Origin of the sequence: Mycolicibacterium cosmeticum (assembly GCF_000613185.1) — a bacterium.
In the GTDB taxonomy this organism is placed as follows: domain Bacteria; phylum Actinomycetota; class Actinomycetes; order Mycobacteriales; family Mycobacteriaceae; genus Mycobacterium; species Mycobacterium cosmeticum.
This window is the reverse complement of sequence record NZ_CCBB010000003.1, coordinates 1,680,324-1,694,995: the sequence shown is the minus strand read 5'-3', so window position 1 is coordinate 1,694,995 and position 14,672 is coordinate 1,680,324. Positions and strand designations below refer to the sequence as shown.

Here is a 14,672-nt window from a genome sequence, read left to right as displayed (position 1 = left end):
TCAACCGGTCCGCCATGGCCGTTTTGGCCCGTCTCCCACCCAACCGTCAGCGCTGCGTGAGCCGGTTGGCTTGTTTGCCGACGACGTCGGTGAAGGTTTGCGGCAGGGCTGCCTGGACCGGCACACTCGGGTCCGGCGTCGGGAAGGCGACCGCGAAAACAGCCATCCCGTCGACGTTTTCGAACGACGAGTAGACGCTGCTGTGCTCCGCGCCGAGTTGCATCGTCTGTTCGTAGACCAGTGCGCCGGGGCGGTCGGTGCTCAGCCGGGTGGTGGTCATCGGGATACCCGGCATGGAGCGGTCGAAGAAGGTTTCGTACCGCGCGCACCGTTGCGCGGTCGCGGTGATGGCGTCCAGGTCCAGTTGCCAGCTCAGCACGGTCACCACCATGCGCGCCCCGTCGTAGCCGACGCTGTATTTGGCGGCGCTGCCCGCCCCGCGCTCGGCCGAGGCGGCGATCACCCGGGTGAAGCCGTCACTGCAGCCCTCCGGGTTGGACAGCATGGCGGGCGGCCCGCCCGCGCCGTCGGCGACGCCGGGCTCCTCGACGATCCGGTCATAGCGCACGCCGGCCGGAAAGTCGGCCGCGGTCAGCACGACGTCCCGCAGCCGGGCACCCGGCCAGGTCGCCGTGCCGGTCACCACCTCGCCGCAGCCGGCGACCACCAGGGCGGTCAACGCCGCCGCCACCAGCCGGGCCGTCATCGCCCCAGGTTACCGGCACACGCGCCGCGTCAGGTGCGGCGCTTGGCCACCTCGGGATCGTCGTCGGCCAAGGGTTCGGGGTCGCGCCATTCCTCGGCGCGGCTGGAGCGGTTGCCCTGCAGCGTGCCGCGCAGTTCGTCTTTCAGCTCGTCGTCGTGGCGGGCACCGTGTTTCGAGCTCTCGCGCTGCATCTCGCCAACCTCCTGTTCACTCGACCGGCTTGAGCGGGTCGTGGCCGATGGTCATCAACGACCGGCGCCACTCTTGCTGCCCCGCTGTCGGTTCCATGTCGACGCCGCGCTCGGCGTGCACCATGTCGACGACCTGGCGCATGGTCAGCGCGTCGGCGTCGGTCAGGTCGGAGCGGCGCTTCTGCAGCACCGCGAGCACCCGGCGCCCGTAGACGGGCGCGGCCTCATCGGGAAACCGCTCGGCGGTCTCGCCGGAGGCCACCGTTCGCAACCAATCCGACAGTTCCCGCGACGACATGTTCACGACGCGGTGGAATTCCTCCCACAATCCGGCGTCGACTTCGGTGTTCCGGTGCACAGCACCACCTCCCGTGGGTTCAGCTACTGGAGTCGGGCCGCGCGTCCTCCATCCGGCGCACCCGACGGTGCTCGATGGCGAACCAGCTCATCGAGACCACGAACACGACGGCGGCGATCACGGCCAGGACCGTGCCCGTGCCGGCATGTGCGGTGGCGAACGCCGCCAGGCAACTGACGAAGGCCACCAGGGCAACACCCAGTAGCACCAGTGCCGGGAAATTCTTGTTGTCCTTCATGGACTCACCCGCATGGGGGCGCGTCGTACGCGCATGATCCAGCGGGTCCTCAGGCGACCGCATGGCAACTCCTTCCCCTCCTGAGCTACCCGGTGCCCATGGGGCCCAAACGCCGGTGCGGTCAGGCGGGGAGGGTGGTCGAGGAGATGACCGGGCGCCGCGGCGGCCCGTCCAGCAGCCCGAGCACCGCGTCGAGGTCGGTGTGCGCGGCCAGCGCATCGGCCATCACGTCCAACTGGGCGTCGCGGCGGGCCCGCACGTCGGTGTCGGCGGCCACCACGAAGCCGGTGCATCCGGCGGCCGCCGCCACCTCGCCGAGCCAGGCCCGGCGGACGTCGTCGTTGTCCAGCAGCCCGTGCCAGTGCGTGCCGAACACCGCACCGTCGCGGATGCCGATGCCCAGCCAGTCCTGCGCCTGCGAGCGGCGCACCTGACCGTGGTGGATCTCGTAACCGTGCAGCGGGGTCTCCCAGTGCCGCAAGGTCTTCTGCGGCTCGAACACGATGTCGGCGTCCAGCAGACCCAGGCCGTCCACCGCCCCGGCCCGCGACTCCACCGGATCGTCGATACGCCGGCACAGCATCTGGAACCCGCCGCACACGCCCAGCACCGGACGTCCGGCCCGCGCATGCGTCAGCACCGCCTCGGCCAGGCCCCGGTCCCGCATCCAGGCCAGATCCGAGACGGTGGCCTTGCTGCCGGGCAGGACCACCACGTCGGCGTCGGCGATATCCGCCGGCTCGGCGACCCAGCGCACCAGCACGCCGGGTTCACAGGCCAGGGCCTCCACATCGGTCGAGTTCGAGATGCGGGGCAGCCGTACCGCCGCCACCCGCAGCCACTGGCGCCCCAGGGGCGCCACCGGGTCACCGAGGGTGGCTCCGGCGGTCACCGACAGCGAGTCCTCGGTGTCCAGCCACAGCGAGTCGAGGTGCGGGATCACGCCGTAGGTCGGCCGGCCGGTCCGGTCCTGCAGCTCAGTCAACCCCGGGGCCAGCAGCGCCGGGTCGCCGCGGAACTTGTTGACCAGGTAACCGCTGACGAGTTTCTGGTCCTCGGGCTCGAGCACCGCGACGGTGCCGAACAGGTGCGCCAGCAGGCCGCCGCGGTCGATATCGCCGACCAGCAGCACGGCCAGCCCGGCGGCGCGCGCCAGACCCATGTTGGCCAGGTCGGTGGCCCGCAGGTTGATCTCCGCGGGCGACCCGGCTCCCTCACAGATCACCGCGTCGAAATCGGTTCGCAGCGAAGCCAATTCGTCGGCGACGACGGCGGCCAGCTCGGTTCGCCGGCTGAAGTAGTCGCCGGCGGCCATGGTTCCGGCGACCTGTCCGCGCACCACCAGCTGCGACGTGCGGTCACTGCCGGGCTTGAGCAGGATCGGGTTGAACCGGACGCTGGGGGCCAGGCCCGCGGCGCGGGCCTGCATGGCCTGCGCGCGGCCGATCTCCCCGCCCTCTACGGTGACGGCCGAGTTGTTGCTCATGTTCTGCGCCTTGAACGGCGCCACCCGGATTCCCTTGCGGGCCAACAATCGGCACAACCCGGCGACGACCATGGACTTGCCGGCGTCGGAGGTGGTACCGGCGACCAGCAGGGCGCCGCCGGTCACGCCAGGGTGAGGATGTCGGCGCCGTCCGCGGTGACCACCAGTGTGTGCTCGAACTGCGCGGTCCACTTGCGATCCTTGGTGGCGACGGTCCAGCCGTCGTCCCAGATCTCGTAGTCCAGCGAGCCCAGGTTGATCATCGGCTCGATGGTGAAGGTCATCCCCGGTTCCAGCACGGTGTCGACGGCCGGCTGGTCGTAGTGCAGCACCACCAGGCCGTTGTGGAAGGTGGTGCCGATCCCGTGCCCGGTGAAATCACGAACGACGTTGTAGCCGAACCGGTTTGCATAGGATTCGATGACTCGGCCGACCACCGAGAGCTGACGGCCCGGCTTGACCGCCTTGATGGCCCGCATGGTGGCCTCGTGGGTGCGCTCCACCAGCAGCCGGTGTTCCTCGGACACGTCCCCGGCCAGGAAGGTGGCATTGGTGTCGCCGTGCACGCCGTCGATGTAGGCGGTGACGTCGATGTTGACGATGTCACCGTCCTCGATGACGGTGGAATCCGGGATGCCGTGGCAGATCACCTCGTTCAGCGAGGTGCAGCAGGATTTCGGGAAGCCCTTGTAGCCCAGGGTGGACGGGTAGGCGCCGTGGTCGATCATGTACTCGTGGGCCACCCGGTCCAGGTGGTCGGTGGTCACGCCGGGGGCCACCGCCTTGCCGGCCTCGGCCAGGGCGCCGGCGGCGATCCGGCCCGCCACCCGCATCTTCTCGATCACCTCGGGGGTCTGCACCCATGGCTCGTGGCCCTCGACCGCGGTCGGTTTCCAGGCGTACTCCGGACGGGGGATGGACTTGGGCACCGGCAGGGTCGGGGACAACTCACCGGACCGAAGGGGCGCGCGTACAGGCATGTCCCCAGCGTAGTGGTGCGGCCGCGGGGCGCGGCCGCCGAGACACACCTGGAAGAGTGCCGTTCTCCGGCACTGGTAATGGTGTTACCGTACGGCGATGAGCGCAGAGCACATCCTGGATCGGCTCAAGTACGTCGAGGTGGAATCGACCCGGGACCGGCTGGTCCTGGAGATGGACAACCGTCCCGATCTGGCGAATGTGCGCGGCGCGCTGCAGGGCGGGCTGGTGGCCACGCTGATCGACATCGCCGCGGGCATCCTGGCCGGGCGGCACACCGGGGTGGGCTACGACGTCACCACGGCCGACCTGAACATCCATTTCCTGGCGCCGGTGCTGGGGCGGGCTCGCGCCGAGGCGACGGTGGTGCGGGCGGGCAAGCGGTTGATCGTCACGGCCGTGGACGTCACCGACGTGGACCGCAATCGGCCGGCGGCCCGGGCCACGCTCACCTTCGCCGTGCTCGAACCCCGCTGACGTTGCGCAACCGCGGCGGCACCCAGGAGCGCCGCGGACCGCGGATGTCGACCGATCCGCAGACGACCTTGCCGGTGAAGACGATGTGCGGGGTGCCTTCGGCGGGAGCGTCCCTGCGATGGTCGGTGGCACTGCCGACGACGACCTCGACATCGTCGATGGACGCGCTGGCCCCGTCGGGCAGCCGGATGTCCAGCCCGCCGAACTTGAGGTCGAGTTCGACCACGATCATCGGTCCCGCGAACCGGGCCCGGGTCAGGTCGAGATCCACCGACCCCATCCGGCGGTGCAGGGACAGCCGGCTGGGCACCACCCACTCCCCCTGGCGCTTCAGCGAACCCAGCACGCCGCGCAGCTCGACCCGGTCGGCCGCCGAGGTCACGATCGCACCCGGCCCGGGCAGATCACCGACGAGTTGGTCCAGATCGGAATGCAACCGGGCCGCCGAGACCAGCGCCGAGCGCTCCTCGAACTCGCCGATGTCGATCAGCCCCAGGGCCACCGCATTGTGCAACCGACGCAGCGTGCCGTTGCGGTCGGCGTCGGAGACGCGCAGCGGCGCGTGATCGTCAAGGCCTGTCATGATGGTTCCTCCGAGAACCAGGCTAACCGAGCGCCCCGACCCGGGGGTCAGGCCAGATAGTCCGGCGGCAGGCCGTTGAGCATGTCCCGGCACATCCGGACGGCGTACTCCGAGCTGCCGCCGCCGACGATCAGGGCGGCGAACGCCAGGTCACCGCGGTACCCGGCGAACCAGGCATGCGAGCCGCCGTTGAACTCGGCCTCCCCGGTCTTGCCGCGGACGTCACCGAGCCCGTTGAGCTCCTTGGCGGTGCCGTTGGTCACCACCAGCCGCATCATCGGCCGCACGGCGTCCAGCATCTTGGCCGAGATGGGCGTCCCGGCGCCGGTCACCTGCGTTTGCCGGCCCAGGATGAGTTGAGGCACCGGGGTTTTCCCGGCCGCGACGGTGGCCGCCACCAACGCCATGCCGAACGGGCTGGCCAGCACCTTGCCCTGACCGAAACCGTCCTCGGTGCGCTCGGCCAGGTCGACGGTGGGCGGCACCGACCCGGTGACCGTCGGGATTCCGTCCACCACGAAATCCGAGCCGAGGCCGTACTGCGCGGCGGCCTGGGTCAGGCCGCGCGGTGGCATGGTGCTGGCCAGCTCGGCGAAGGTGGTGTTGCACGAGTTCGCGAACGCCCGTGACATCGGCACGGTGCCCAGGTCGAAGGCGTTGTAGTTGGTGACGACGCGGTGGCCGATCTCCAGCGTGCCGGGGCAGCCGAGCAGCGTGTTGGGGGTCGCCATATCGCGCTCGATCGCCGCGCCCGCGGTGACGATCTTGAACGTCGATCCCGGTGGGTAGAGCCCCATGGTGGCCGTCGGTCCGTCGGCGTCGGCGGCGGGATTCTGGGCGACCGCCAGGATCTCCCCGGTCGACGGTTTGATCGCGACGATCATCGCCTTCTTGCCGACCATGTTGACGGCATCCTGCGCGGCGTTCTGCACCGTGCGGTCCAGGCTGATGGTGACCGACGGGGCCGGGTTCCCGGGGACCTCGTTGAGGACGTCGACGTCCACCCCGTTCTGGTTGACGCTGACCACCCGCCAGCCGGCCTGACCCACCAGGTCGGCCGAGACCGCCTTCTTGACCTCCGAGATGATGGCCGGCGCAAAGTGCTCGTCGGTGGGCATCATCTCGGGCTGCGGGGTGATCACCACGCCCGGCCGGGTCCCGATGGCCGCCGACACCCGGTCGTTGTCGTCCTTGCGCAGCGTGATGAGATCCAGCGGCTTGGTCGACGAGCTCGCCTCCTCGGCCAGCCGCTGCGGGTCCAGGGTGTCGTCGAAGGGCCGCAGCGCGTCGACCACCGCCCGGGCGGTCGGCATCAGGTCGGCGCCGGCCACCCGCGCGTCCAGGGCGTAGTGGTACAGATAGCCCGGGACCAGCACGTCGGTGCCGCCGCGCTCGTTGACCGAGGCCCGCCGCGGCGGGTCGGCGCGCAGGGCCAGCGTCTGGTTCTCACCGAGCTGCGGGTGCAGTCCGGTGGCGCTCCACCGGACCTGCCAGCGCCCCTCGTCGCGGATCATGTTGAGTTCGCCGTCGTAGGTCCACACCCGGTCCTTGGGCAGGTGCCAGCTGTAGCGGTACTTGATGGTGCCGGTGTCCTCGGCGTATTTGGAGCCCAGGATCTGGGTGTCCAGCCGGGTGGCCTGCAAGCCGGACCATGCCTCGTTCAGCGCGGCCTGGGCCTGGGCCGGGTGATCGGCCAAATCCGCTGCCGCCGTGGTGTTTCCGGTGGCCAACGCGGCGAAGAACGCTTCCGCGGTGGGTTCGGGGCCGTTCGGTTTGGGTGTGCAGGCGCTCAAGGTTGCGGCGGTCGCGACGACGGCCATGACGGCCGCGGCCACGCGCGAGACTGATGAGGTGATCGTTGCCATTGAGGCAAATGTTAAAGATGTGACAACCGTAGGCGGTGGAGGCGCACCGAGACCGAACCGTGATCCGCCGCTCAGTCCAGCAACGCTCAGTCCAGCAACACGGTCGCGAAGGTGCCCACCTGGGTGAAGCCGATCTTGGCGTACGTGCCGCGGGCGACGTGGTTGTAGCCGTTGACGTAGAGGCTGGCGATCCGGCCGCCGCGCAGCACGGCATCGGCCAGCGTGGCGGTGCCGGCGGCACCCAGCCCGCGGCCCCGCCAATCCGGGTGCACCCACACCCCTTGGATCTGGCCCACCGTCGGCGACTGGGACCCGACCTCCGCCTTGAACACCACCTCACCGCCCTCGAAGCGGGCCCAGGCCCGGCCCGCCGCGATCAGGCCGGCCACCCGGCGCCGGTACCCGCGGCCGCCGTCGCCCATCCGCGGGTCGATCCCCACTTCCCCGATGAACATCTCGATGGCGGCCACCAGGTACGCGTCGAGTTCGTCCATCCGCACCGGTCGCACCGCGGGATCGAGGGCGCACTGGGGCGGACCGGACAGCGCCATCAACGGTTGATCGTCACGCACGTCGCGGGCCGCACCCCAGCCCGCCTCCAGGCGCCGCCACAGCGGTAGCACCAACTCGGCCCGCCCGACCAACGACGAACACCGCCGCGGTGCGCTCAGCGCCTTGTCGGCAAAGGCGGCGATGTCGTCGAGCCCGCCGCGCAGCGGGATCAGGTTGGCCCCTGCGTAGCACAGGGATTCGGCGGCCCGGCCGCGCGTCCACAGCTCACCGCCGATCGCGTTCGGGTCGACGCCGTGGTCGAGCACCCGGCACGCCACCATGCACGCACCGACGGGATCCGCGTCGAGGACCTCCCGCACCGAATCCAGGTCGCGCACCACCGTGACGCGGCGCTCGTCGGTGAGGCGGTACAGGGGCGGAGCCGACATGGAGCTTCTTTCTGAAACGTTCCCGAACCGAGTGGCAAACCTGTCCCGCGGGTGACCCCGCTCACAGCGCCAGGTTTCAGCTTACGGTGACAACCGGCGGACCGGAGGGACTTCCTTCCGCGCCGGCCGCGCCGTCGATTTCCGACGCGATCCGCATGGCCTCCTCGATGAGCGTCTCCACGATCTGCGCCTCGGGCACCGTCTTGACCACCTCGCCCTTGACGAAGATCTGGCCCTTGCCGTTACCGGAGGCCACCCCCAGGTCGGCCTCGCGGGCCTCACCGGGGCCGTTCACCACGCAGCCCATCACCGCGACCCGCAACGGCACGTCCAGCCCATCCAGCCCGGCCGACACCTCGTTGGCCAGCGTGTAGACGTCCACCTGGGCCCGCCCGCACGACGGGCAGGACACGATCTCCAGACCGCGGGGCCGCAGGTTCAGCGACTCCAGGATCTGGGTGCCGACCTTGACCTCCTCGGCGGGCGGCGCCGACAGCGACACCCGGATGGTGTCGCCGATGCCTTTGGACAGCAGCGCCCCGAACGCCACGGCCGACTTGATGGTGCCCTGGAAGGCGGGCCCGGCCTCGGTGACACCGAGATGCAGCGGGTAGTCGCACTGGGCGGCCAGCTGCTCGTAGGCGGCGACCATGACCACCGGATCGTTGTGCTTGACGCTGATCTTGATATCGCCGAACCCGTGCTCCTCGAACAACGAGGCCTCCCACAGCGCGGATTCGACCAGTGCCTCCGGGGTGGCCTTGCCGTACTTCTCCAGCATCCGCTTGTCCAGCGAGCCGGCGTTCACCCCGATCCGGATCGGGATGCCGGCCGCGCCCGCGGCCTTGGCCACCTCCTTGACCCGGCCGTCGAACTCCTTGATGTTGCCCGGATTCACCCGCACCGCCGCGCAGCCCGCGTCGATCGCGGCGAAGATGTACTTCGGCTGGAAATGGATGTCGGCGATGACGGGGATGTTCGCCTTCTTGGCGATGATCGGCAGCGCGTCGGCGTCCTCCTGCCGCGGGCAGGCCACCCGGACGATATCGCAGCCCGACGCGGTCAACTCGGCGATCTGCTGCAGCGTCGCGTTGATGTCGTGGGTCTTGGTGGTGCACATCGACTGCACCGAGATCGGCGAGTCGCTGCCCACCCCCACGTCGCCGACCTTGAGCTGGCGGGTCTTACGACGCGGAGCCAGGGTGGGTGCCGGCGGGGCCGGCATGCCCAGACCGATGGAAGTCACTTCATCTCCAAACTTCAGGGTCCCGACTACTGGAACAGTCTGATGGGATTGACCAGGTCGGCGGTGACGGTCAACAACATGTATCCGACGACGAACACCAGCACCACGTAGGTGGCCGGCATCAGTTTCAGATAGTTCACCGGTGCCGCGGCGACCTTGCCGCGGGCCGCGCGGATCATGTTCCGGATCTTCTCGAACACCGCGATCGCGATGTGGCCGCCGTCGAACGGCAGCAGCGGGATCAGGTTCACCGCACCCAGCACGAAGTTCATCTGCGCCAGGAAGAACCAGAACGCCACCCACAACCCGTGGTCGACGGTGTCGCCGCCGATGATGCTGGCGCCGACCACGCTGATCGGGGTCTCGGGGTCGCGTTCACCGCCACCGATGGCGTTCACCAGGGCGCCGACCTTGGTGGGGATCTTGGCCAGCGACTTACCCAGTTCCACGGCAAGGTCACCGGTGAAGGTGAAGGTGGCCGGGATCGCGGTGAGCGGGTTGTACTGGGTGGGTCCCGGCGGCGCGGCCGCGCTGACGCCGATGGCGCCGACGGTCACCGTGCCGGTGGCGTCCTTGTCCGCGTACCGCTGCGTCCGGGCGACGTCGACGACGGTGGCCAACCGCTGCCCGTCGCGTTCGTAGACCACCGGGATGGGGCCGGACAGCTTGCGGATGGCGGCGGCCATGTCGGCGAACGTCGCCACATCGGTGCCGTTGACCTTGACGATGGTGTCCCCGGGCCGGATACCGGCCGCCGCGGCAGGCCCGGGCCCCGGGTCCGGGCACGGCCCGAACGGGTTGTCCCCGCCCTTGCTGATCTGCGGTGCGACACAAGAGGTTTCGCCGACGATCGCGGTGGTCGGCGGATGCAGATTGGGCAGGCCCCAGATGACGGCGATGGCATAGATGAGCACCAGGCCGATGAGGAAGTTCATGCCAGGCCCGGCGAACAGCACCGCAACCCGCTTCCACACCTTCTGCCGGTACATCGCATAGGGCCGCTCGTCGGGGGCCAGTTCTTCGACCGACGTCATCCCGGCGATATCGCAGAACCCGCCGAGCGGTACCGCCTTGAGGCCGTACTCGGTGTAGCCGAGCTTGTTCGGCCGCATGGTCGACCACAGCGTGGGGCCGAAGCCGACGAAGTAGCGGCGCACCTTCATGCCGGTGGCGCGCGCCACCCACATGTGCCCGCATTCGTGCAGGGCCACCGAGACCAGAATGGCCAGCGCGAACAGCGCGATGCCGATAGCAAACATCATCGGGCTGCGGTGACCTCCTGCGTCGGTGCGGTGCGGATCAGGCGCTGGGCCGCGGCTCGTGCCCAGTCCTGCGCGTCGAGTACTTCTTCCACGGTAGCGGGTTCGGCGGCCCACTGGTCTGCGGCGTGCAGCACGTCGGCAACCGTTCGCACAATCGACGGGAACGAGATACGACCGGCCAGGAACGCCTCGGCCGCCTCTTCGTTGGCCGCGTTGTACACCGCGGTGAGACAGCCGCCCCGTCGCCCGGCGCTGCGCGCCAGTTCCACCGCCGGGAACACCGACGCGTCCAGCGGCTCGAACGTCCAGGTCGACGCGGTGGTCCAGGCGCAGGCCGGGGCGGCCCCGGGCACCCGGTCCGGCCAACCCAGCGCCAGCGCGATCGGCAACTTCATGTCCGGGGGGCTGGCCTGCGCCAGCGTGGAGCCGTCGGTGAAGGTCACCATCGAATGCACGATGGACTGCGGATGCACCACCACCTCGATGCGGTCGTAGTCGACACCGAACAACAGGTGCGTCTCGATCAGCTCCAGGCCCTTGTTGACCAGCGATGCCGAATTCAGGGTGTTCATCGGTCCCATCGACCAGGTCGGGTGCGCCCCCGCCTGCTCCGGGGTGACACCCTCCAGGGCGTCGGCGGTCCAGCCGCGGAACGGTCCGCCCGACGCCGTCAACACCAGCGAGGCGACCTCGTCGGGGCTGCCGCCGCGCAGGCACTGCGCCAGCGCCGAATGCTCGGAGTCCACCGGGACGATCTGCCCGGGCGCGGCGGCGGCCAGCACCAGCGGGCCGCCGGCCACCAGCGATTCCTTGTTGGCCAGGGCCAGCCGGGCCCCGCTGTGCAGGGCCGCCAGGGTGGGTTTCAGGCCGAGCGCCCCGACCAGGGCGTTGAGCACCACGTCGGCCTCGGTGTCCTCGACGATGCGGGTGGCCGCATCGGGCCCGCGATACGCCGCCTCGATATTCGCCTCCGGGTCGGCGACGGCGACATTGCGGATACCGATCTCGGCGGCCTGCCGGGCCAGCAGGTCGGCGTTGCCGCCGCCGGCGGCCAGCCCCACGACCTCGAAACGGTCCGGATTGGCGGCGATCACCTCGAGCGCCTGGGTCCCGATGGAACCGGTGCTGCCCAGCAGCAGAACCCGGACACGCTCGGACCTTCCCCGGTCGCTGTGCTCCTGCCCGCCGTATCCGCTCACCGATCCATTGTGCCGCGCCGGTGCGCCGATGACGGCATCGACGCCGGATGCCGCATCCCGGCACCGATTCGTCCGGTACCCATCCGGGCGGCCCGGCGCACCGAATACATCGGTGAGGGCGGCCCAGGAGACCGCTCCACGACAGATTCGAGTAATGACAGTGATGAACAGAGCTCAATCGAAAACCCTCGCAGTGACCGGACTTTCGGCGCTCACCCTGTTCGCGGGCATCGCGTGTTCGAAGGATTCGTCCACCAGTGCGACAGCCGCTCCGGAGACCGGCACGTCGACGAGCATGGCGGCGAGTCCGACGTCGGCCATGGCCGATCCGGCCGCCGGTCTGGTCGGCAACGGTTGCGCCGCCTACGCCCAGCAGGTGCCCACCGGCCCGGGTTCGGTCGCCGGCATGGCACAGGGTCCCGTCGCCGTCGCCGCCTCCCACAACCCCATGCTCACGACGCTCACCGCGGCGTTGTCCGGCAAGCTGAACCCGAACGTCAACCTGGTCGAGACGCTGGACAGCAACCCGGGGCTCACCGTGTTCGCGCCCACCGACGACGCATTCGCCAAGATCGATGCGGCCACCCTGGACAAGCTCAAGACCGATTCCGATCTGCTGACCAAGATCCTGACCTACCACGTGGTCGAGGGGCAGGCCGGACCCATGCAGGTCGCCGGTGAGCACAAGACCCTGCAGGGCGGCACCGTGACGGTGACCGGCGCCGGTCCCGACCTGAAGATCAACAACGCCGGACTGGTGTGCGGCGGGGTGAAGACCGCCAACGCGACGGTGTACATGATCGACACCGTGTTGATGCCCCCGGCGTAATCGCCTGCGCCACAACAGAACCACGAGCGGCGCCCTGGCCGCGCATCACCCCCGCAGCGCGCGGGGCGCCGCTCGTCCCCCCACTTCGTCCGGCTACCGCTGCCGGGCGGCCGGGTCGGCGGTGGCCTCGATCTTCAGCACCCGCTCGCCGCGGAAGGTCAGCATCAGTACCGCGAACACCCGGCCGCGATCGAAGGCCAGCAGCACCGATTCGGTCGGGCTGACCACGGTGGCGCCCGGCCCCAGGTAACGCAAGAGATTCACCGCAACATCGTGCGGACCGTGATTGACCTGCTGCCGGTGCTGGTGCAACACCGTGCCCACGCCCCAGACCTGCGGATCGAGCACCGCCGTCAACGCGGCCAGATCGCCGTTGGCGCAGGCGGTGATGAAGGCCTCGGTGGCGCGGCGGTGCTCGGCCCGGGTCACCGCGGCCGGCCCGGGCCCGGCACCGGCGATCTTGGTCCTGGCTCGCCGGGCCAGCTGGCGGCAGGTCCCGACCGGCCGGCCGACGGTGGCGGCGATCTCCTCGAACGGCGTGCCGAACACGTCGTGCAACACGAAGGCCACCCGCTCCGCCGGGCTGAGGGTGCGCAGCACCGCCAGCAGCGCCGCGCTGACCTCGTCGTCGAGGGTGACCCGGTCGGCCGGACCGGGTACCGGGTCGGGCAGCGTCGCGGCGGCAACGTCACCGTCGGGCCGAACCCGTTGCACCCGTGCCGAGCGCAACAGATCCAGGCACAACCGGCCCGCCACCACCGTCAGCCATGCGCGGACGTCGTCGACGGTTTCACCGGCCCGGGCCAACCGCAGAAACGCCTCCTGGGCAATGTCTTCGGCGTCGCCGACATCGCCGAGCATCTGGTCGGCCAGGTTCACCAGGTAGGCGTGGTGCGCCCGCCACGCGGTGTCGATCGATCCGGTCATGGTGTTATGACGATCCCGCGCCGGGAAAAGTTACGGGTAACTTTTCCCGACGGTGGCCCGTCCTTGATGGCATGACAACAATTCTGGTCACCGGGGCGACCGGGAATATCGGCCGCCCCCTCGTCACACATCTGCTCGATGCCGGGGCCGAGGTCCGTGCCGTCACCCGCTCGGCCTCACCGTTCCCGCCATCGGTGACTCCCTTGGTGACCGCGGTGCCCACCGCCGCGGCCGGGATGCCCGGCGCCGACGCGGTGTTCCTCAACTCCCGCGCGCTCGTCGGCGAGCTGGCCGCCACCGTGGAGCTCGCGCGGGCGTGCGGTGTCGGCAAGGTGGTGGCGCTCTCGGCCATCAACGCCGATGACGACGACGCCCGCCAGCCGTCCCGGGTGCGCGGCGACCGCAACCGGGAGTGTGAGCAACTGGCGATGGCCTCCGGTGTGGACTGGGTGAGCCTGCGCCCCACCGTGTTTGCCTCGAATTTCGCGGGCATGTGGGCCGGTCAGATCCGGGCGGCAGACGTGGTGAGCGGGCCGTACGCGCGGGCCGCCACCGCCGTCGTCGCCGAAACCGATATCGCCGCGGTGGCCGCGGTTGCGCTGCTGACCGATCGGCTCGACGGCCGGCGCATCCCGCTCACCGGCCCCCAGTCGCTCACCAACACCGAACTCGTCGCGACGATCGGCACGGTGCTCGGGCGCGACCTGCGCTACGCGGAGCTGCCGCCGGCCGCGGTGCGCGACCGCTTCGCCGCCATCGGGTTCCCCGCGGCATTCGCCGATGCCTACCTCGGCCTGCTCGAGGCCGGGCTGGGCCGTCCGGCGACGGTCACCGGCGAGGTGCAGCGCATCCTGGGCCGGCCGGCCACGACGTTCGCGCAGTGGGTGCGCGAGAACCGATCCCTGTTCACCGAATACCAAGGAACCCACCATGTCTGACGATCTCAAGCCCCCGACCTGGCTCAAGCCGATGAACAAACTGGTGGTCGCCCTCGGCAGGCTGGGGGTGCCGGCCGGGCCGTCTCAGGTGCTCACGGTGCCGGGCCGCAAAACCGGGCAGCCGCGCAGCACACCCATGACACCGTTCGAACACGGCGGGGCGCTGTACACCGTCGCGGGCTACCCGGGCGCGGACTGGGCGGCGAACGCCCGCGCCGCCGGGACCGGTGTGCTGACCAGGGGCCGGCGCTCCCGCCGGGTGCGCATCGTGGAACTGACCGTCGACCAGTCCCGGCCGGTGTTGCGCGCCTTCGCCGAGAAGGTGCCGGTCGGCGTCGGGTTCGCCAAGCGTTCGGGCCTGGTCACCGACGGCACCCCCGACGAGTTCGAGGCGCTGGCCGGCCGATTGGCGGTGTTCGAACTGCGATTCGTGGAGCCGCACCCGTAA

Annotated in this window: 17 protein-coding genes; 4 read left to right on the top strand and 13 right to left on the bottom strand. The window is 70.1% G+C overall.

Annotation, left to right across the window (positions count from 1 at the left end; genetic code table 11):
* Nucleotides 1-46 precede the first annotated feature (46 nt).
* The 6 genes from BN977_RS27390 to map are packed head-to-tail and all read right to left on the bottom strand — an operon-like array spanning nt 47 to nt 3,959.
* Nucleotides 47-706 carry a hypothetical protein gene (locus tag BN977_RS27390; protein WP_036403006.1) on the bottom strand — a complete coding sequence of 220 codons (660 nt, stop codon included), beginning with the start codon at nt 704-706 and terminating at the stop codon, nt 47-49.
* 29 nt (nt 707-735) lie between these two features.
* Nucleotides 736-897, bottom strand: a complete 162-nt coding sequence (locus BN977_RS32985) for a hypothetical protein (protein WP_165576377.1) — start codon at nt 895-897, stop codon at nt 736-738.
* 16 nt (nt 898-913) lie between these two features.
* Nucleotides 914-1,255 (bottom strand): DUF3140 domain-containing protein, encoded by a 342-nt coding sequence (locus BN977_RS27385; RefSeq protein WP_024453032.1) that lies wholly within the window; start codon nt 1,253-1,255, stop codon nt 914-916.
* A gap of 19 nt (nt 1,256-1,274) precedes the next feature.
* Nucleotides 1,275-1,556, bottom strand: coding sequence for a protein UsfY (usfY, locus tag BN977_RS27380; RefSeq protein ID WP_024453031.1), 282 nt, complete (start codon nt 1,554-1,556; stop codon nt 1,275-1,277).
* Between the two features lie 58 nt (nt 1,557-1,614).
* Nucleotides 1,615-3,105 carry a cobyric acid synthase gene (locus tag BN977_RS27375; RefSeq protein ID WP_036403003.1) on the bottom strand — a complete coding sequence of 497 codons (1,491 nt, stop codon included), beginning with the start codon at nt 3,103-3,105 and terminating at the stop codon, nt 1,615-1,617.
* Entirely contained in the window at nt 3,102-3,959 is an 858-nt protein-coding gene (gene map / locus BN977_RS27370) for a type I methionyl aminopeptidase (protein WP_036403000.1), read from the bottom strand. Before map ends, BN977_RS27375 begins: the two co-directional genes overlap by 4 nt.
* 97 nt (nt 3,960-4,056) lie before the next feature.
* Here map and BN977_RS27365 point away from each other — a divergent pair, with 97 nt between their 5' ends.
* Nucleotides 4,057-4,434: a PaaI family thioesterase gene (locus BN977_RS27365; protein ID WP_036402997.1), complete on the top strand. Its 378-nt coding sequence runs from the start codon at nt 4,057-4,059 to the stop codon at nt 4,432-4,434.
* On the opposite strand, the gene BN977_RS27360 is transcribed toward BN977_RS27365, so the two are convergent.
* From BN977_RS27360 to dxr, 6 genes are all read right to left on the bottom strand, one after another.
* Nucleotides 4,406-5,017 (bottom strand): DUF1707 SHOCT-like domain-containing protein, encoded by a 612-nt coding sequence (locus BN977_RS27360; protein ID WP_024453027.1) that lies wholly within the window; start codon nt 5,015-5,017, stop codon nt 4,406-4,408. The genes BN977_RS27365 and BN977_RS27360 overlap by 29 nt on opposite strands.
* A gap of 47 nt (nt 5,018-5,064) precedes the next feature.
* A complete protein-coding gene (locus BN977_RS27355; RefSeq protein WP_407661221.1) occupies nt 5,065-6,837 on the bottom strand; it encodes a penicillin-binding transpeptidase domain-containing protein in 1,773 nt (590 codons plus the stop codon).
* 131 nt (nt 6,838-6,968) lie between these two features.
* Nucleotides 6,969-7,823 (bottom strand): GNAT family N-acetyltransferase, encoded by an 855-nt coding sequence (locus BN977_RS27350; RefSeq protein WP_036402992.1) that lies wholly within the window; start codon nt 7,821-7,823, stop codon nt 6,969-6,971.
* Nucleotides 7,824-7,899: 76 nt separating this feature from the next.
* Entirely contained in the window at nt 7,900-9,048 is a 1,149-nt protein-coding gene (gene ispG / locus BN977_RS27345; RefSeq protein ID WP_407661220.1) for a flavodoxin-dependent (E)-4-hydroxy-3-methylbut-2-enyl-diphosphate synthase, read from the bottom strand.
* Between the two features lie 47 nt (nt 9,049-9,095).
* The gene (locus tag BN977_RS27340) at nt 9,096-10,331 is read right to left on the bottom strand and encodes a M50 family metallopeptidase (protein WP_024453023.1); all 1,236 of its coding nucleotides are present in this window, start codon (nt 10,329-10,331) and stop codon (nt 9,096-9,098) included.
* Nucleotides 10,328-11,530, bottom strand: coding sequence for a 1-deoxy-D-xylulose-5-phosphate reductoisomerase (gene dxr / locus BN977_RS27335; RefSeq protein WP_051561940.1), 1,203 nt, complete (start codon nt 11,528-11,530; stop codon nt 10,328-10,330). The genes BN977_RS27340 and dxr overlap by 4 nt, the downstream gene beginning before the upstream one ends.
* Nucleotides 11,531-11,693: 163 nt before the next feature.
* On the opposite strand from dxr, the gene BN977_RS27330 reads away from it, so the two are divergent.
* Nucleotides 11,694-12,359, top strand: coding sequence for a fasciclin domain-containing protein (locus BN977_RS27330; RefSeq protein ID WP_036402987.1), 666 nt, complete (start codon nt 11,694-11,696; stop codon nt 12,357-12,359).
* Between the two features lie 93 nt (nt 12,360-12,452).
* On the opposite strand, the gene sigI is transcribed toward BN977_RS27330, so the two are convergent.
* A complete protein-coding gene (sigI, locus tag BN977_RS27325; protein WP_036402985.1) occupies nt 12,453-13,286 on the bottom strand; it encodes an RNA polymerase sigma factor SigI in 834 nt (277 codons plus the stop codon).
* 71 nt (nt 13,287-13,357) lie between these two features.
* Between sigI and BN977_RS27320 the strand changes: the two genes are divergently transcribed.
* The gene (locus BN977_RS27320; protein ID WP_036402983.1) at nt 13,358-14,224 is read left to right on the top strand and encodes an NmrA family NAD(P)-binding protein; all 867 of its coding nucleotides are present in this window, start codon (nt 13,358-13,360) and stop codon (nt 14,222-14,224) included.
* Nucleotides 14,217-14,672, top strand: a complete 456-nt coding sequence (locus BN977_RS27315; protein ID WP_036402981.1) for a nitroreductase family deazaflavin-dependent oxidoreductase — start codon at nt 14,217-14,219, stop codon at nt 14,670-14,672. Before BN977_RS27320 ends, BN977_RS27315 begins: the two co-directional genes overlap by 8 nt.

Bases quoted from the DNA above. Each gene is read 5' to 3' on its own strand.
- BN977_RS27390 (WP_036403006.1), bottom strand. From the start codon at position 706: ATGACGGCCCGGCTGGTGGCGGCGGCGTTGACCGCCCTGGTGGTCGCC.
- map (WP_036403000.1), bottom strand. From the start codon at position 3,959: ATGCCTGTACGCGCGCCCCTTCGGTCCGGTGAGTTGTCCCCGACCCTG.
- BN977_RS27330 (WP_036402987.1), top strand. From the start codon at position 11,694: ATGAACAGAGCTCAATCGAAAACCCTCGCAGTGACCGGACTTTCGGCG.
- BN977_RS32985 (WP_165576377.1), bottom strand. From the start codon at position 897: ATGCAGCGCGAGAGCTCGAAACACGGTGCCCGCCACGACGACGAGCTG.
- BN977_RS27315 (WP_036402981.1), top strand. From the start codon at position 14,217: ATGTCTGACGATCTCAAGCCCCCGACCTGGCTCAAGCCGATGAACAAA.
- BN977_RS27355 (WP_407661221.1), bottom strand. From the start codon at position 6,837: ATGGCCGTCGTCGCGACCGCCGCAACCTTGAGCGCCTGCACACCCAAA.
- BN977_RS27365 (WP_036402997.1), top strand. From the start codon at position 4,057: ATGAGCGCAGAGCACATCCTGGATCGGCTCAAGTACGTCGAGGTGGAA.
- BN977_RS27320 (WP_036402983.1), top strand. From the start codon at position 13,358: ATGACAACAATTCTGGTCACCGGGGCGACCGGGAATATCGGCCGCCCC.
- BN977_RS27350 (WP_036402992.1), bottom strand. From the start codon at position 7,823: ATGTCGGCTCCGCCCCTGTACCGCCTCACCGACGAGCGCCGCGTCACG.
- BN977_RS27340 (WP_024453023.1), bottom strand. From the start codon at position 10,331: ATGATGTTTGCTATCGGCATCGCGCTGTTCGCGCTGGCCATTCTGGTC.
- BN977_RS27360 (WP_024453027.1), bottom strand. From the start codon at position 5,017: ATGACAGGCCTTGACGATCACGCGCCGCTGCGCGTCTCCGACGCCGAC.
- ispG (WP_407661220.1), bottom strand. From the start codon at position 9,048: ATGCCGGCCCCGCCGGCACCCACCCTGGCTCCGCGTCGTAAGACCCGC.
- sigI (WP_036402985.1), bottom strand. From the start codon at position 13,286: ATGACCGGATCGATCGACACCGCGTGGCGGGCGCACCACGCCTACCTG.
- usfY (WP_024453031.1), bottom strand. From the start codon at position 1,556: ATGCGGTCGCCTGAGGACCCGCTGGATCATGCGCGTACGACGCGCCCC.